Origin of the sequence: Pseudomonas sp. Irchel s3h9 (genome assembly GCF_900187475.1) — a bacterium.
GTDB classification, from domain to species: domain Bacteria; phylum Pseudomonadota; class Gammaproteobacteria; order Pseudomonadales; family Pseudomonadaceae; genus Aquipseudomonas; species Aquipseudomonas neuropathica.
The window spans coordinates 69,530-86,089 of record NZ_FYDH01000012.1 but is presented as its reverse complement, the minus strand read 5'-3'; the positions used below and the strand labels follow the sequence as shown (position 1 = coordinate 86,089).

Genomic DNA, 16,560 nt, shown 5'->3' with positions numbered 1-16,560 from the left:
GAATGCGATTGCGCCCGGTCGGTGTCAGGATTGCCATTCAGGCGTTAGCGGTTGGCCAATCGATGTAGCCTTTCGCGCCACCGCCGTAGTAACTCTCACGCGGGGCAATGGTCAGTTCGAGACCATGGCGTAAGCGCTCGACCAGGTCGGGGTTGGCAATAAACAAACGCCCAAACGCCACCGCATCGATACGGCCCTGCGCCCGACGCTCAAGCGCCATCGCCAGGTCATAGTTGTTGTTGCCAATGAACGCGCCGTCGAACTGCGCACTCAGCGCGTCGAGATCCACGCCCGCAGGAACGCTGCGAGAAGTGGCGGTGGCGCCTTCGACGAAATGCAGGTAGGCCAGATTGAATCGATTGAGTTGCTGGATCAGGTAGCCGTAAGTCGCCATGACGTTGCTGTCGGGCGGCGTATTGCCGGCATCGGGCGTCACCGGAGACAGGCGGATACCGACACGGTCGCTGCCCCAGATGGACGCCACCGCTTCCGTCACTTCCAGCGTCAGCCGGGCACGGTTCTCGATGGAGCCGCCATAGAGGTCCGTGCGCTGATTGGTCGAATCACGCAGAAACTGGTCGAGCAGATAACTATTGGCCGAATGCACTTCGACGCCATCGAACCCGGCTTGCCTGGCATTCTCGGCGGCGAGTTTGTACTGCTCGATGATTCCGGGAATTTCCGCGGTCTCAAGCGCGCGAGGCATCGATACCTCGACAAAACCTTTCTCGGTATACGTGCTGCCCTCAGCCTTGATGGCCGAGGGTGCGACCGGCGCTTCGCCATTGGGCTGCAACTCGACACTGGAAAAACGCCCGACGTGCCACAGCTGGCAGACGATTTTTCCGCCGGCCGCGTGCACCGCATCGGTGACTTGTTTCCACCCGGCGACCTGCGCTTGCGACCAGATGCCCGGCGTCATCGCATAGCCACGTCCCTGAGCGGAAATGTTCGTCGCCTCGGCGATGATCAAACCTGCACTCGCACGCTGAGCGTAGTAAGTCGCATGCATTTCATTCGGTACGCCGTCGTCGGCCATCCGGCTGCGCGTCACGGGGGCCATGACAATTCGATTGGCCAATTGCAGCGCGCCCATCTGCATGGGCGAAAAAAGGTCGGTATCAACAGCGTTATCAATCATAAGCACTCCTATTCAATAGACCGGTCGTCTAGTAAAGCAACCCAAAAAAAACGCCCCTGCGCCAGCGGGCGTGCACTCGTTATCGGTGCGGTTTCAAACGTGAGGGGCCGACGCTTGAAGGCTCACACTTCGGCAGCGGGATGAACACCTGACGGTTCAAGCGCGGCTCTTTCCCACTTGGCAATCACCAGCGGTGCGATGGCATTGCCCAATACGTTCAGCGTGGTCGTACCGCTGTCGATGATCCTGAAAATACCCGCGATCAATGCCACGCCCTCCAGGGGCAGACCGGCCGAAGCCAACGTAGCGGAGAGGATGATGATGGCAAACCCGGGCACCCCCGCCGCGCCTTTCGACGTCAGTACCATCGTCACCACCAGCAGGATCTGCTGCGACAGTGACAGGTCGATGCCATAGAGCTGCGCCACAAAGATCGTCGCGACACCGAGGAAAATCGAAGCGCCGTCCAGATTGAATGCATAGCCCACCGGCACCACGAAACTGACGATCCGCCGCGGTACACCGTAGCGCTCCAAACGGCTCATCAACTGCGGCATGACGGCGGCGGATGCGGCACTTGAGAACGCCAGAATCAATTCACTGCGGAAGTAGCGAATCAATTTGAAAATGTTCTCCCCAATCAAGTAGCAAATGCCACCGAGTATCACCAATGCAAAGACCACCAGCGCCAGGTAAACCACGCCGATCAACTTGAGCAATGGCAACAGCGAGGCAAAACCAAAGGTCGCGACCGTGGCGCCAATCATGCCGAAGACACCAACCGGCGCGTAGGCCATGACAATAGAGACCACTTTGAACATCGCATCGGAAATGCTCTGAACCACCGCGATGGCTGGCGCACTTTTTTCTCTTGGCAGCGCATTCAGGGCGAGGCCGAACAGCACGGCGAAGAACAGTACCGAGAGCAATTTCGCTTCCGACATCGCCACCAGAACATTGTCCGGCACGATGTTCTGCACGATCACCAGCGCGCCTTTCGAGGGCTCCATGTTGATCGATGCCGTGCCATGCGACAGGCCGGAAATATCGGTGCCGCTACCCGGTTCAAAGAGGTTTGCGAAACACAAGCCGATGACAATGGCCAGCGCGGTAATAGCAAAGAAATAACCCAGCGACTTGATGCCCATGCGGCCAAACGACTTGTTATCGCCACCGCCAGCGATGCCCAGAATCATGCAACAGAAGACAATCGGTACAACCACCATCTTCATCATCTTGATAAAGATGTCACCGAGGGGCTTCAGGATCTCCGTGCTGACCCACGTTTGATATTGCGGATGGGTATTGAAATACCAACCGACGAGCACGCCAAGCAACAGCCCGGCAACGATTTGCCACACCAGGGGAATACGTTTCATGTCTAGCCTTTTTGTTGGAAGGAAAGGTCTGCGTCAGCGGCAGTTGCTAGAGTCATGAGCTTCCAGCTCACTAGGGACCAAATGGCACAACCGGGTTGTGCCATGACGGTTGTCACTTGGCGAAGAGCTGGCTCATATCCTTGAACGCCTTGAACTCCAGGGCGTTACCGCAAGGATCAAAGAGGAACATGGTGGCCTGCTCACCCACCTGCCCTTGAAAGCGGATGTAAGGTTCGATCACAAACTCGGTGCCAAAGGACTTCAGACGTTCGGCCAATGCTTCCCACTGTTGCCATCCCAAAATGATGCCGAAGTGCGGAACAGGGACGTCGTGACCGTCGACCGGGTTGCTGTGAACGCTTTCCTGGGACGCGGTTTTCGGGTGTTCATGAATCACCAGTTGGTGGCCATAAAAGTCGAAATCGACCCACTGAGTACTGGAGCGCCCTTCTTCAAGACCAAAGACTTCACCGTAAAAGGTGCGCGCTGCAGCCAGATCGTAAACGGGGATAGCGAGGTGAAAAGGCGAGAGGCTCATCAGAAACTCCAATCATGTTTTTGTTGGTTGGTGAACATTCCTGCCGTCATCGGCGCCTTGGGTTCAGCCGCTGCCGGGGGATGGGAAACATCCTAGGGCGGAAAACCAAACATAAAAATCAATATATATTTCTTAGAAACACAATTAATATTTGTGAATGATCAAAGAACTGAAGACACTCATCGCCGTAGCACGCGAAGGTACTTTCGCTGCAGCCGGCAACAGGATCGGACTCACGCAGGCTGCCGTCAGCGCCCAGATCCAGCGCCTGGAAGCCGAACTCGGCTTCGAGCTTTTCGACCGAAAGGGGCGCTCGGCACACCTCAACAGAATGGGCCACCAGATACTGCTGCAATCGCAAGAACTGCTCAGGCTCTACGACAGCCTCGGCTCGACAACGGTGGGGCTGCCGCCCAGCGTGCTGGTCAACATCGGCGCCATTGCGTCGGTGCAGCGCTCTTATCTACCCGATGCACTCGCGAAGTTTCACCAGCACTGCCCGCAGTGCAGATCCCGGATCGTTCCGGGGTTGTCGATGGAACTGGTCAATCTGGTGGATGCTGGCGAGATCGACATGGCCGTGATCATCCGCCCACCCTTCTCACTGCAAAGTGATCTGCGCTGGACCACGCTGGCGCTGGAGCCTTACCGGTTGATCGTGCCACGCGATGTGCCGGGCGATGACTGGAGCCAATTACTTTGTAGCCAGCCGTTTATACGATATGACCGCTCCTCTTTCGGCGGCAGGCAGGTCGACCGCTTTTTACGGCAGATGCATTTCACCCTGCACGAGGTCTGCGAGCTGGATGAACTGGAGGCAATTATCAAACTGGTCGAAAACGGTGTCGGCGTGGCGCTGGTGCCGCAGACGGCGCCCGGCTTTGCCTGGCCTGCCGGCGTCCGGGTGCTCGACCTCGGTCAGCACACGTTCCACCGTGATATCGGGCTGGTGCACCGATCGCGCCAGACCTTCACCGAACCTGTACGGATGCTGGCCGAGCTGATCAGTGCGCAGGTCAAGATCGGCTATGACTGAGTGCAGGGTTGCGCCTTCACAAAGCACAGCCATTAACCGCATCAATAACAACCATTGATTCAATGAAGTTCTCTTATCAAATGCGCGGCGTAACATCGGCTCCAGACCCCACCACTACATCACGGAGCACACACTCATGAAACGCCAAGCCCTTCTCAGCATCGCTTTCTCACTGTTCGCCCTGAATGCTGTTGCCGCTCCCGCGACTCAAACCGATCCGCTGTTCAGCGACGCAGTAGCCGCCGCCACCCAGACTGATCCGCTGTTCAGCGATGCCGTTGCCGCCGCCACCGAAACCGACCCGCTGTTCAGCGATGCCGTTGCCGAAGGGGGTTCCGACCGTTTGCTCGAACGCCGCGCCGTCTGAGTGCAGCGCTTTACCGCCGTCACCGAATAAAGGCCCGACCTCACCCGTCGGGCTTTTTGCGTCTGCAAGTTCTGCTCACCGGCCCTGCTCTGCGGGAAACTTTTGCGCGCCAATCGCCTCGATCACCTAACCTCATAGACTGTGTGATCCATTCGAGCCGCCTCACCCATGCGCAACACATTGAAGTCGTTGTTTTTTTTCGCATTCATGCTGGCGGTTGGCGGCAGTCCGACGCTATGGGCCGCCGACTTGCCGGCGCCGGCAACCACCGCCGCCGCGCCGCTGCCGGTGATTTCGCAAAGCGAACTGCAGGCGCTGCAACAACGCCTCGACGGCCTCAAGCAACAGATTTCCGCAGCGAACAATTACAACCAGCTCGAAGGCCCGCAGGATCGGGTGCAGGCGTTCATTCTGGATGTCGATCGGTTGTCGGCGGCGTTGTTGCCGCAGCAGGCGCAACTGGCAGTGCAGTTGGGGGTGCTGGGGGCCGCGCCGGATGCCGATCTAGCGGAAGAGCAGGCAGACATCGTCGCGCAACGGGCGTCGTTGGCCGAGCAGAAGAGCAAGGTCGACGGCACATTGAAGAGCCTGGCGGCGCTGAAGCAGAGCGCGGCGGATCTGATTACGCAGATCGCCGGGATACGCCGCACACTGCTGGAAAGTGAGCTGACGCTGGGCACTGACAGCGTGCTGAGTCCCAGTTTCTGGTCGCCGCTGGTGAGTCCGAGTGACGATGATCGCCAGCGTCTGCGCTTTTTCGTTGCGCAGGTGCGCGACACATGGGCCACCGTGTGGGCGCCGGGCGAACGCATCTACACCAGTATGTTGATGGCGCTGGCACTGATCATCTGGACCTTCGGCCGCCGGCTGGCCGAACGCGGTCTGACCTGGGTGTGCATTTACCGCATGCCCGAGGGACGTCTGCGCCGCAGTGCGCTGGCGTTCGCCTCGGCGCTGGCGACCATCGCCACCACCGCCATTGCCCTGCAATTACTGTTCTACGCCTGCACCCGTCATCAACCTTTGCCGCCAGTGCTGGAAACCTTCTCCGAAGAGTTCGAAAAAGTCGTGTATGCGTGCGTGCTGCTAACCGGGTTGAGCCGCGCGTTGCTGTCGACCGAACATCCCTCGTGGCGCCTGCCGGCGATTGCCGATTCGGTGGCGCTGGCGCTCAGGCCCTACCCGCGCATCCTGTCCTGCACGTTATTGGTGCTGGTGACGCTGGTGCAGGTGAGCAATGCCACCGGCATGAGCAGCCAGATCGTGATTGCCGGGCGCGGGGTCATTTCGATCGTTGTGCTGGCGATCGTGACGGTCCTGTTGTTGCGCGTCGGCAAGGTGCGCAAGGCGCTGGTCGCGGCCAATGATGCGGCAGCGGCGAACAGTACGTTTGCCGGGGTGATTTACACCCTTGCCAGCGTCTCGATGTTTGTCTCGGCGATCGCGCTGCTGGCTGGCTACGTGTCGCTGGCGCGGTTCATCAGTTATGAGCTGGTGTGGGCGTACATTGTCTTGTCGGGTTTCTACCTGCTGATCCAGTTGATCAAGGACGTCTGCGAGCACGTATTTTCACCCAGACATGCGAGCGGTAAGGCGCTCAAACAGTTATTGGGCATCGGTGATCGCCGCCTCGATCAGATCTCGATCCTGCTGTCCGGCTTCAGTCGGGCCGCACTGATGCTGCTGGCGGTGATCGCTCTGTTTGTCGGTGGCATCGGCACCACGCTCGGGCAACTGGCGAGCAACATCATGGCGATCCTTGGCGGCGCCGGGTTGCGCAAGCTGAACATCGTCCCCGGCCACCTGCTCAATGCCGTGCTGGCGCTGATGATCGGCATCTGGCTGATCCGCGCCCTGAGTCGCTGGCTCGACAACGAGTTCCTGCCCAGGACCGACATGGACCCGGGCATGTGTGCCTCGTTGAGCACGCTGTTTTCCAATATCGGTTACGCCTTCGTGATTCTGCTGACGCTGTCGTCGCTGGGCGTGCAGTGGACTAATCTGGCGTGGATCGTCAGTGCGTTGTCGGTGGGCATCGGCTTCGGTTTGCAAGAGATCGTGAAGAACTTTGTCTCGGGGCTGATTCTGCTCACCGAACGACCGGTGAAGGTCGGCGACTTGATCAGCATCAGTGGTGTGGAAGGCGACATCCGCCGCATCAACGTGCGCGCCACGGAAATCCAGCTCAGCGACCGCTCGATCGTCATCGTGCCCAACTCGCAACTGATCTCGCAGAACCTGCGCAATGTCACCCTGGGCGGCAGCGCGCAAGGCGTGGCGTCACTGGAACTGGTGTTCCCGCTGGATATCGATCCTGAAGAGGTGAAAGACCTGTTGCTCAACACGTATCGGGAGAACGAAACCATCCTCGATAAACCGGCACCGTTCGTGCGCTTCAGCAAATTGTCGCCGGACGGAATTACTTTGACGGTGACCGGGTACGTGGCTAGCCCGAGGATTGTCGGGGTGACCAAAAGTGATTTGCTGTTCGAGATTCTCAAGCGGCTGGGTGCGGCAGAGATTGCGTTGGCGAAACCGCCGGCGAGTGCGTAATGAATCGGTAAGGCTCTGGCATGGAATATTTTCGCTGTCTGAAAAATCGCTTTCGCGAGCAGGCTCGCTCCCACAATTTTTGCGCGGTGAAGGGTTATTCCGGAAGCGCCTAAATGCCTGCTTTTTAGGTCTTTATTGGCGGTCAGACGGCAACCTTATACTCGAGCGGTTTACTCATCGTTCAATAAGGATGTTCCATGCCTCGACGTTTTCTACTGGCGGCGCTGTTCGTCGCCGTCGCCGGTTGTGCCAGCCCTCCTCCTGCGTCCGTTCACACCCATGATCCCGCCAGTTCGACCTTGCAAGGTGATATTTCGCGGCCGGCGCAGGCGCAGTGGATTCGCACCGAGTTGTACTTCTCCGTTGGTTCGATCGATGGCAAGGACGGTGCAGTCAGCCCGGCGCGCTGGCGCGAGTTTCTTGATCAGGAGGTGACGTCGCGATTTCCTGATGGTTTCAGTGTGTTCGATGCTTATGGGCAGTGGCGGGATAAGGGCGCGAAAGAGCCTGAACGCTTGAGCACCAAGGTGATTGTGATCTTGCATGAGAACAGCCCGAAGAATGCGGGCAACATTGAAGCGATTCGCCTGGCTTACAAGCGTATTACGGGGGACTTGTCGGTGCTGCGGTTGTCGCAGCCGGCGGAGGTGTCCTTCTAGAATCAGAAGCCCCTCACCCTAACCCTCTCCCAGAGGGAGAGGGAACCGATCCGGGGATATTGGAGATTTACGCCGACCTGAGCATGGCTCACTGAATCCGTAATCGAATCAGCCTGAACTTGCACCACTGAATCCGTAATCGACCCCAGCCTGTTTTTGCTTCACTGAGCCCATAATCGATTCGGTCTTTCAGGTCGATGTATCCCCCAAGACACCTCGGTCGGCCCCCTCTCCCTCCGGGAGAGGGCTGGGCGGGCGGCGTTTCCGATGAGGGTTCGCTTTTAAACGGCTCAACCCGGCCAATAGCACGGCACCAACCAGCAACACCGCAATCCCCAAAAACGCCCCAAACCCCACCACCGTCACGCTGGAATACAGCATGTACAGGCACAACCCGAAGAACAGCAGCGGCAACAGCGGATACAACGGCACCTTCACCGGCCTCGGCACCTCGGGAAAGCGCCGTCGCAGGATGATCAGCGCTACGCTGCTCAAACTCAGAAACAGCCAATAAACCGGGGTCAGGTACTCGACCATAGTGTTGAAGCCGCTCTGAGTAAAACTGCCAAACAGCACCAGCAACAATGCCACCGCTCCTTCCGCCAGTAACGCTTTGCGCGGTACACCATGGCGGTCATCCCAGGCGCCGAAGCTGCGCAGTTGTGGCACATCGCGCGCAGCAGCGTAAGTGGTGCGAGCGCCGACCAGCAGGGTCGAGTTGATGGTCGCGATCGCGGCGATACCGACCATCAGCAAAATCAGCATGACACCCGGTGCACCGAAAGCACGGTTCAACAACTCAACCGCCGGTGCATTGCTGGCGGCCAGTCCAGCGAATCCCAAGCCCTGAACGAACGCCCAATTGAGCGCCAGATAGATCGCCATCAACACGCTCAGCGCACCGAGCATGGCAATGAAAATCCCTCGTCGACCATCGCGAACCTCTGCCGATAATGTTGCCGCATCGCTCCAGCCGCCGAACGCCAGAAAGACGAAAATCATCGCCGCCGAAAACCCGGCCATACCGGTGTTTTGCGCGACGGGCGCAAGACTCGGCGCAGGCGCTTCGATACCTTGCCAGGCCAGAAAAACACCGGCACTGGCGATGCTCAAAAAGCCCAGCGCCAACAGCCCCACCAACAAGGTCTGGGTAATAAAACCAATGTGCTTGCCAGTGAGATTAAGCAGCACCAACGCGGCAATCACCGCCCCGGCAAACAGCCCCGAACCGTACTGCCCCAGCGGCACCACCGCGTTGACGTAATCGGCAAACATGAACGCCGACAACGCTATCCACCCGGTGTGCATCACCGAAAACCGCGACCAGGCGAACAGGAATCCCATGCGCTCGCCATACGCCGTGCGCAGAAAGTGATAATCGCCGCCCGGGTGCGGAAACGCCGTGGCCATCTCGGCAAAACACATTGCGCCAATCATCGACGCGACACCGCCCAGCCCCCACACCAGATAGAAATGCTCTGGCCCGACGTTGAGGGCGACGGTCGGCGCGGTTTTCAGGATGTCGGTGGTGATCACCATGCCCAGCGTGATCAGCAACGCCTGAAACACCGGTAGATGCCGCCCCGGTCCCGCGTTAGAAACCATAGGTAGCGCGGGCGTAGTAGTAGGCGCCGTTGGTGCCGATTGGCGAGAGCACGTCGTATGGCAGGTTACCGCCGTAGTTGATCGCCGAACCGGAACGTTCCGGGTAGTTGTCGGTGAGGTTGTTGCCGCCCACGGCAATGTTGAATTTCGGCGTGAATTTGTAGGCCACCTCGGCGTCCAGCTGCCACACAGCGCCGTAGGTTTGCTCCGGTTGCGAATCGCCGAAATCGAAGACACGGGTGGTCTCGCCCTGGCGCGTCAATCTTCCAAGCAGGCCCCAGTGTTCGCTGGCCCAGTTGGCGGAAAAGATGAAACGATCCTTTGGCGCCGCGTCGGTCAGGGTGTTGGTTTCCTCGACACCAACGAGGGCGTCATTGCCAATACCCAGCGCCGTCAGTTGCGACGGCGTGGCTTTGGTGCTGGTGACTTTGGTGTGGTTGTAGGTGTACGCGGTGGTCAGGCCCAGTTGCCCTTCGTAGAACGGCTGGTGGTAGTTGAGCACCAGTTCGGCGCCGTGGGTGCTGGTGTCGGCGGCGTTGGTGAAGAAGTTGACGTCGTGCACGCCAGCAACGCCGAAGTTGTCGTTGATGTAGTTTTCGAGGGCATCGCTGCCAATGCGTTGTGACAGGGTGATGCGGTCTTTGACGTCGATGCGGAACACGTCCAGGGATGCATCGAAGCGTTCGTTCAACTGGAAAGTCAGGCCGAGGCTGAAGTTCTTCGAGGTTTCCGGATCAAGCTTCTCGGCGCCGAGTGCGCGGGCGATCGGGTCGTTGACCGAGAGCACGCGGATGTCGGTCAGCGTGCCGCCATCGCCAAAGTTGCTGGTGGTGTTCTGGAAGCCACTCTGGGCCAGTGACGGTGCACGGAAGTTGTTCGATACCGCACCGCGCAAGGCCCATTGCTCGGTGAGTTTGTAGCGACCACTGAGCTTGCCCGTCAGTTTGCTGCCGGCATCGTCGTAATGCTCCCAGCGGGTAGCGGCGTCGACGAAGAAGCGGTCGGTGAGATCGCCGGACAACTCGGCGTAAGTCCCGAACACGTTGCGATCCAGATCCGACTCTTCGCTCGGGCGCAGGCCATTGGCGCCGTCGGCTCCGGAGCCGATGTAGGAGGCCTCGTCACCGGCGTAGGTCAGGTAGTTTTCGTAGCGGTATTCGCCGCCAACCGCGAGTACGAACGAGCGCTCGCCGAGACGCAGTTCGCGGCTGAAGTCGAGGTTGGTGGTGGTCTGGCGCAGCTCGTAATCGCCGGTGTCGAACTTCGTCGGTGAGTCTTCGCCGAGGCTGACGTTAAGCGTGCGCCGGGTCGAGCCATCGAAGCGATTGCGACCGTGGGTGACGCTGCTGTCGAAGTCCCACTCGTCACCGATCAGGCCTTTGAAACCGGCGGTGGCGGAGATGTCTTTGTTGTCGCCGAGCGATTGCGGCAAGTAGCCGTTGGGGTAGAACTGCGGCTGTTCGGACGGGTAGCGATAGAACTCGGCGCCGGTGGTGTGGCGCTGATTGTAGGTGCCGAAGCTGTAGGCCTTGCCGCCGGCCAGCGGCAATTCGCTGTTGAACCAAAGGTTGACGTCCCGCGCTACGCCGTCGCCCATCACATAGTTGCGCTGGCCGGGGGTATCGGCAAAGCCGTCAAAACCGGCGCGGTTGGTCGGGTTGCGATCCTTGTATTCGGTGCCGCCACGAATAAACCCGCCCTCCTCGCCCAAACGCGTGCCGATCTTCGCCGTGGTCACGCTGTTCTGGCCGTCGGTGGTGGTCTTGTCGATGGCGTCCTGATGGGTGTGATAGGCGCCATAACTGGTAGACACCTCGCCGCCTTCCGGCGCGTCATCCAGGATGATATTGATTACCCCGGCAATCGCGTCGGAGCCGTACTGCGCGCCGGCACCGTCACGCAGCACTTCGATGCGTTTGATCGCGCTGAGCGGGATCGAGTTGAAATCCACGGGTGCGGTACCACGCCCGATTTTAGAGGAGTCATTAACCACCGCTGACGTGTGGCGGCGCTTGCCGTTGACCAGCACCAGCACCTGATCCGGACTCATGCCGCGCAGTTGCGCCGCGCGCACATGGTCGGCGCCGCCGGAGTTGGATTGGCGCGGCAGGCTGAAGGACGGCAACAGCGTCTGCAACGCCGCGCCCAGTTCACCATCAGCGGCGCCGGCGGATTTGAGGTCTTCGGCGGTGAGCACATCGACTGGCACCGGCGAATCGAGCACGGTTCGTGAAGTGCCACGGGTGCCGGTAACCAACACGGTGCCAAGTCGGGATTCGTTGTCGGCACTTGCCGAAGTTTCTTCGGCGTTGGCCGAAAGTTGCCAAACAGCGGACACAACGGCAGCCGCCAGTAATGAACGGGAACGGTAATGCATATAACAGCTCCTTGAATCGCAGTTAATACCCGGCCGTTGCCGACAATAAAGTTCGGCAAGCAATGCGCGGCAATGTCTGCTGTAGTTTTGGATTTCTGGAAGGCAGTGAAGGCTTTTTTACGGTGAGTTGCAGTTTCCCCAGCGTGAGTCGTTTCCCTTGAAAGCCGATGCTAGACGAGCGGCTGCGGGCCGTAAAAGAACCAATAACGCTTAGGTTAGATCGCTCTAAAGGATTGTTCTTAGTTCAACAAAAGTGTTGCTGAGCCAACACTTTAACCAACTAAAACTAAATTTTTTAGATTGAAATGCAGGATCCCTGTAGGAGTGAGCCTGCTCGCGATAGCGGTGTGTCAGCTGACAACTTTTTTACTGATACTCCGCTATCGCGAGCGGGCTCACTCCTACAGTTTTGATCTGCGTCGGGCATTACTCAATCGAACGCTTTTTCCAGCCAGGCATCCTCGGCAATATCCAGTTCATCACCACTGAATCGCTGTTCGGCAAACGGATCGGCGTGCAGATGAAAGCCGTTCTGCTCCCAGAACCCGGGTTGTTCCTGCTCAACGAATTCAAGCCCACGCAGCCACTTCGCGCTCTTCCAGAAATACCGCCCCGCCACCACCAGCCGTAGCGGCCAGCCATGTTGCGCGGTCAGCGGCTGGCCGGCGTAATGGGTGGCCAGCAGAGTGTCAGGATGCAGTAGATCCTCAAGTCGCAAGTTGGTCTGGTAATCGGGGTCGGCATGAGCCATGACGAACGCTGATGTCGGCTGGATGTCGAACGCCTGCAACAGATCCTGCAGATGCACCCCGCTCCATTTGGTGTCGAACTTCGACCAGCGTGTCACGCAATGTATGTCGCAGCGCAGTTTTCGTTGCGGCAATGCCTGCAGATCGGCGTAACGTAATTCGATTGGCTGGGCGAGCGTGCCGGACAGGCGTAGCGACCAGTTGGCGAGGTCGTATTTCGGTATTTCGCCTTCGTGCAGGATCGGAAATCGCTCCGTCAGTACCTGGCCTGGGGGTAGTCGTTTACCAAGAGCCGGATCGGCTTTCGGCGAACGGCTTTTGCGTAAGCGTGAGGCTTTGTTGTGCATAGTCACTCCATTTTCAAGGGTGCCCCCAATCTCCTGTAGGAGTGAGCCTGCTCGCGATAGCGGTGAATCAGCCGGCAACAATGTTGGATTCAAATCCGCTATCGCGAGCAGGCTCGCTCCTACAGGGGATCGTTGTCGATAGGAGGATCTAGTTGGCCACCGGAATCCACGACGCCCGTGCGACATTCGCGGTATCACCAAAACTCGGTAGCTTCTGCGCCAGATCTCGAACGTTCTTCACATCCAGATCCAGCAACTGCTGACGGGTAATCAGCGTCGGCGGCACCAGCACCTGATGCCCCGGATTTTCCCCGGCAATCAACATCGCCAGACTGCGCACACTGATTGCCCCGGCCACTTGCGGATTGACCGCCGCCGTCGCCGCCCAGGCGCTGTCCGACTCTTTCATGATCTGAATATCGGCGGTGGAAATATCGGCGCTGTAGATCTTCACCTTACTCGCCAGCCCCGCTTCGTCGACGGCGATTTTTGCGCCTTTGGCGAACTCATCGAACGGTGCAAAGATCACGCTGATGCCTGGATTGGCTCGAAGCACGGCGCTGGCCTGATCCGCCACGGAGTTGGCAATCGGCGGATTCAGTGTGCCAAAGCGTGCCTTCTCGACGATTCCCGGATTGGCTTTCTTGACCTGACTCCAGATCTCATCGCGGCGCTCCATTGGCGTAAAACCACTGATGTACACATAGCCGGCATCGAACTTCGTGCCGTTGTCCTTGACGGCTTGATCGAGGGCCAGACGCGCCAGCGCATGGTGATCCTGCTCGACCTGGGTCACTTGCGGGGTGTTCAGATCGACATCGAAGGCGACGACCTTGATGCCTTTGGCGATCGCCCGATCGATCGGTGCTTTCAGGGTTTCGGCCAAACCGAGTTGGACGATGATACCGTCGACGCCGAGATCGACAGCCTGATCGATCATCTCGCCCTGACTCGCCGCTTGCTGCCGGGCATCGAATATCCGCAGGTTGGCCCCCAGCGCTTCGGTCTGTTTTTCGACGCCGCGCAAATACGCCTCGGGGAAGTCCCCAGAGAACAAATACCCCACCAGCGCGATCTGCACCTGACCTTTGTCGAACGGTGCGGGTGCGCCGGGCAAGGCTTTGGCCTGAGCGCTCAGTGCCATCGCCGAAAGCAACGCGCCGGCGAGGCAATGACGGGCGAACTGTGTGATTGAACCGTGCATGCAACTTCCTTGAATAAAGCGGCTCAACGCGCCCGATGCGCGAGGCCGAAGGTGAACATCAGGGCCAGCACCAGCACCAGTCCCTTGACGAAATCCTGTGTGTAATACGGCGCGTTGAGCATGGTCAGGCCATTGAGCAGCGCCGCCACCAGCAGCGCACCGACCAGGGTGCCAAAGGCGTTGGGCTTCTTCGCGCCGAGTACGGCAAAACCGATCAGCGCTGCGCCGAGGGCATCCAGCACCAGACCGTTGCCCGAACTGACGTCGCCGCGACCCAGGCGCGCTGCCAGCAACAATCCGCCGAGCGATGCGAGCAACGCCGAGAGCACGTAAGCCAATAACTTGAAACGCTGCACCGGTGCACCGGCCAGTCGTGCGGCTTGCTCGTTGCCGCCGATGGCATAGAACAAACGACCAATGCGCGTACGTTCGAGAAACAGCCACACCGCCACCGCAACCACCGCCGTGATCAACACCGGAATCGGCACCACCTCCCACAATCGCCCACGCCCCAGCGCAAGAAATGCGGCACTGAACGTACCTTCAGTTTCCTCACCGCTGGGCAAGGTCATGCCCACCGCAATCGAGCGTCCGCCCGTGGGAATAAGTTGCACGCCGATTACCAGAAACATGCTGCCCAGCGTCGCGAGAATGTCCGGCACCCGCAGTTTGACGATCAGCCAACCGTTGAGCAGGCCGACCAGCGCACCGCCCGCCAGACTGATCAACACCGCCGGCAACGCGCCCCAGCCGAGCACGACCATCACGTAACTGGCGATCATCAGGCTCATCGCCGCCACCGCGCCAATCGACAGATCGAGACCGCCGACCGCCATGGTCAGCGTCACGCCCAGCGCCAGCAGCGCAACAATCGACACCGATTGCAGGATGCTGAACAGGTTGCCGACGCGCAGAAATGCCGGCTCGGCCACACTGAAAAACACCACGATCAGCGCCAGCAACCACAACAGGCCGTAGCGGATCAACCCGTGCAGCAGACGTTCGGCACGTGCCGGCTCGGTCGATAACAGCGAACTTGAATCAGGCACTCGCTCTGCTCCTTGGCGTGGCTTGAGGGGAATGTTCGGTCACGTCGCTGCCGGCCAGTGCGGCGACCAGATCAGCACGATTGAGGCCGGCACGCGGGTACTCGGCGACCACGGCGTGATCGCGCACCAGCAGAATGCGGTCGGCAATTTCCAGGGCTTCATCGACGTCGGCGCAAATCACTAAAGTCGCGCGCCCCTCGGCGCTGTCGCGCAGCAGTTGGCCGATGTCGCGGCGGGCGCGCACGTCGACGCCTTGAAAGGGTTCATCAAGGATCAATACCCGCCCTTCGCCGAGCAGCCAGCGGCCGAGCACGACTTTCTGTTGATTGCCGCCCGACAACGCGGTCATCGGCACATCGATGCCGGCAGTCTTGATCCCCAGCGCCGCCACTTGTGCCTCGACCGCTGCCGCTTCGGCGCGGTTGCGGATGAAACCGCCGCGGGTAAAGCGCTCGAGAAACGGCAAAGTCAGGGTGCGACGCAAAGTGAAATCGGGTACCAGCGATCGACTGGCGCGATCTTCGGCCGCGAAGAAAACCCCGCTTTGGATGGCCTGGCACGGTGAGTCCGCACGCCAGTCAGCACCATCCAGTTGCACGCGGCCCGAGGTCGCTTTACGCAGGCCGAACAGCACCTCGGCGATTTCACTTTTACCGGCACCCAACAGCCCGGTCAGCACCACCACTTCATTCTCGTGCAGGCTCAGATCGAACGCGGCGGAGCGCGGCAGAATTTGCATGGCGTTGAGTTTCAACACTTCGCGCCCGGCCACGCGTGGCAGGTAAACATGCTCGGCCAGCGCCTGCCCGAGCATGGCGCTCACCGCGTCGGGTAATTGCCGTGCCGTGAACTCGCCCGCGAACTGGCCATCGCGCAGAACGACGGCGCGATCCGCCACGCGCTGCAGGTCGGAGAGTCGATGGGAGATGTACAGAATCGCCACGCCGCGAGTGCGCAAGGTGTCGATCAAACCAAACAAGCGCCGCGCTTCGGCATCGGAAAGTGCTGCTGTCGGCTCATCCAGAATCAGCAGGCGCGGCTGCAACGCCAAGGCTCGAGCGAGCACCACCAATTGCCGTTCGGCCTGACCGAGATGCTCGATCGGTTGCTCCAGCGGCAAAGTCAAACCCAGCCCGGCGGCAATGCTTGCGGCGCGCTCCAGCAGGTGTTTGCGATTGAGCCAGAAGTCCGCGTCCGGCTTGCACAGTTCATCGAGCAGGAGGTTTTCCGCGACACTCAAACCCGGTGCGATGCCCTCGTTGATCTGTTGATGCACCGCGACAATACCGAAGCGCCGCGCCGACAGCGGCGAACTGAAATGCCGTGGCGCGCCCTCCAGCCAGATCTCGCCAGCGTCGGCAGTCTGGCTGCCCGCGAGGATCTTCACCAGAGTCGACTTGCCCGCGCCATTGGCACCGAGCAGCGCCACCACTTCGGCGGGATAGATGTCCAGGCTGACGGCATCCAGCGCCCGACTCGCACCAAACATTTTGCTCAACTCACGCACACGAATCAGTGGCTCGCGAACTACAGCGACCGGCACACTCATACAAATC

13 protein-coding genes are annotated in these 16,560 nt (G+C 59.6%); 4 read left to right on the top strand and 9 right to left on the bottom strand.

Annotated features, from left to right (window positions below):
- Window positions 1–37 precede the first annotated feature (37 nt).
- The 3 genes from CKW26_RS20265 to CKW26_RS20255 all read right to left on the bottom strand — a co-directional run bounded on the left by CKW26_RS20265 (window position 38) and on the right by CKW26_RS20255 (window position 3,058).
- Complete coding sequence (locus CKW26_RS20265) at window positions 38–1,141, bottom strand: alkene reductase (protein WP_095049884.1); 1,104 nt, start codon at window positions 1,139–1,141, stop codon at window positions 38–40.
- A 122-nt stretch (window positions 1,142–1,263) separates the two neighbouring features.
- On the bottom strand, window positions 1,264–2,520 hold the full coding sequence (locus CKW26_RS20260; protein ID WP_095049883.1) for a cation:dicarboxylate symporter family transporter: 1,257 nt from the start codon (window positions 2,518–2,520) through the stop codon (window positions 1,264–1,266).
- Window positions 2,521–2,632: 112 nt separating this feature from the next.
- On the bottom strand, window positions 2,633–3,058 hold the full coding sequence (locus tag CKW26_RS20255; RefSeq protein ID WP_026000724.1) for a VOC family protein: 426 nt from the start codon (window positions 3,056–3,058) through the stop codon (window positions 2,633–2,635).
- Window positions 3,059–3,215: 157 nt separating this feature from the next.
- Between CKW26_RS20255 and CKW26_RS20250 the strand changes: the two genes are divergently transcribed.
- From CKW26_RS20250 to CKW26_RS20235, 4 genes are all read left to right on the top strand, one after another.
- The gene (locus tag CKW26_RS20250; protein ID WP_095049882.1) at window positions 3,216–4,094 is read left to right on the top strand and encodes a LysR family transcriptional regulator; all 879 of its coding nucleotides are present in this window, start codon (window positions 3,216–3,218) and stop codon (window positions 4,092–4,094) included.
- A gap of 136 nt (window positions 4,095–4,230) precedes the next feature.
- Window positions 4,231–4,461 carry a hypothetical protein gene (locus CKW26_RS20245; RefSeq protein WP_095049881.1) on the top strand — a complete coding sequence of 77 codons (231 nt, stop codon included), beginning with the start codon at window positions 4,231–4,233 and terminating at the stop codon, window positions 4,459–4,461.
- A gap of 168 nt (window positions 4,462–4,629) precedes the next feature.
- The gene (locus CKW26_RS20240) at window positions 4,630–7,014 is read left to right on the top strand and encodes a DUF3772 domain-containing protein (RefSeq protein ID WP_095049880.1); all 2,385 of its coding nucleotides are present in this window, start codon (window positions 4,630–4,632) and stop codon (window positions 7,012–7,014) included.
- 197 nt (window positions 7,015–7,211) lie between these two features.
- Window positions 7,212–7,673 carry a DUF3574 domain-containing protein gene (locus CKW26_RS20235; protein ID WP_095049879.1) on the top strand — a complete coding sequence of 154 codons (462 nt, stop codon included), beginning with the start codon at window positions 7,212–7,214 and terminating at the stop codon, window positions 7,671–7,673.
- Between the two features lie 189 nt (window positions 7,674–7,862).
- Here CKW26_RS20235 and CKW26_RS20230 read toward each other — a convergent pair whose 3' ends face one another.
- The 6 genes from CKW26_RS20230 to CKW26_RS20205 form a co-directional block, all read right to left on the bottom strand.
- Window positions 7,863–9,278, bottom strand: coding sequence for an APC family permease (locus tag CKW26_RS20230; protein WP_095049878.1), 1,416 nt, complete (start codon window positions 9,276–9,278; stop codon window positions 7,863–7,865).
- On the bottom strand, window positions 9,268–11,655 hold the full coding sequence (locus tag CKW26_RS20225) for a TonB-dependent siderophore receptor (RefSeq protein ID WP_095049877.1): 2,388 nt from the start codon (window positions 11,653–11,655) through the stop codon (window positions 9,268–9,270). Before CKW26_RS20225 ends, CKW26_RS20230 begins: the two co-directional genes overlap by 11 nt.
- A gap of 430 nt (window positions 11,656–12,085) precedes the next feature.
- A complete protein-coding gene (locus CKW26_RS20220) occupies window positions 12,086–12,751 on the bottom strand; it encodes a sulfite oxidase-like oxidoreductase (RefSeq protein WP_095049876.1) in 666 nt (221 codons plus the stop codon).
- A gap of 148 nt (window positions 12,752–12,899) precedes the next feature.
- The gene (locus tag CKW26_RS20215; protein WP_095049875.1) at window positions 12,900–13,955 is read right to left on the bottom strand and encodes a substrate-binding domain-containing protein; all 1,056 of its coding nucleotides are present in this window, start codon (window positions 13,953–13,955) and stop codon (window positions 12,900–12,902) included.
- 23 nt (window positions 13,956–13,978) lie between these two features.
- Window positions 13,979–15,004, bottom strand: coding sequence for an ABC transporter permease (locus CKW26_RS20210; RefSeq protein WP_095049874.1), 1,026 nt, complete (start codon window positions 15,002–15,004; stop codon window positions 13,979–13,981).
- Window positions 14,997–16,553: a sugar ABC transporter ATP-binding protein gene (locus CKW26_RS20205; RefSeq protein ID WP_095049873.1), complete on the bottom strand. Its 1,557-nt coding sequence runs from the start codon at window positions 16,551–16,553 to the stop codon at window positions 14,997–14,999. The genes CKW26_RS20210 and CKW26_RS20205 overlap by 8 nt, the downstream gene beginning before the upstream one ends.
- Window positions 16,554–16,560 lie beyond the last annotated feature (7 nt).

What these genes read in the sequence shown, in the direction of transcription:
- CKW26_RS20265 (WP_095049884.1), bottom strand. Translation starts at nt 1,141, where the DNA reads ATGATTGATAACGCTGTTGATACCGACCTTTTTTCGCCCATGCAGATG.
- CKW26_RS20245 (WP_095049881.1), top strand. Translation starts at nt 4,231, where the DNA reads ATGAAACGCCAAGCCCTTCTCAGCATCGCTTTCTCACTGTTCGCCCTG.
- CKW26_RS20215 (WP_095049875.1), bottom strand. Translation starts at nt 13,955, where the DNA reads ATGCACGGTTCAATCACACAGTTCGCCCGTCATTGCCTCGCCGGCGCG.
- CKW26_RS20205 (WP_095049873.1), bottom strand. Translation starts at nt 16,553, where the DNA reads ATGAGTGTGCCGGTCGCTGTAGTTCGCGAGCCACTGATTCGTGTGCGT.
- CKW26_RS20235 (WP_095049879.1), top strand. Translation starts at nt 7,212, where the DNA reads ATGCCTCGACGTTTTCTACTGGCGGCGCTGTTCGTCGCCGTCGCCGGT.
- CKW26_RS20240 (WP_095049880.1), top strand. Translation starts at nt 4,630, where the DNA reads ATGCGCAACACATTGAAGTCGTTGTTTTTTTTCGCATTCATGCTGGCG.
- CKW26_RS20255 (WP_026000724.1), bottom strand. Translation starts at nt 3,058, where the DNA reads ATGAGCCTCTCGCCTTTTCACCTCGCTATCCCCGTTTACGATCTGGCT.
- CKW26_RS20230 (WP_095049878.1), bottom strand. Translation starts at nt 9,278, where the DNA reads ATGGTTTCTAACGCGGGACCGGGGCGGCATCTACCGGTGTTTCAGGCG.
- CKW26_RS20220 (WP_095049876.1), bottom strand. Translation starts at nt 12,751, where the DNA reads ATGCACAACAAAGCCTCACGCTTACGCAAAAGCCGTTCGCCGAAAGCC.
- CKW26_RS20260 (WP_095049883.1), bottom strand. Translation starts at nt 2,520, where the DNA reads ATGAAACGTATTCCCCTGGTGTGGCAAATCGTTGCCGGGCTGTTGCTT.
- CKW26_RS20250 (WP_095049882.1), top strand. Translation starts at nt 3,216, where the DNA reads ATGATCAAAGAACTGAAGACACTCATCGCCGTAGCACGCGAAGGTACT.
- CKW26_RS20225 (WP_095049877.1), bottom strand. Translation starts at nt 11,655, where the DNA reads ATGCATTACCGTTCCCGTTCATTACTGGCGGCTGCCGTTGTGTCCGCT.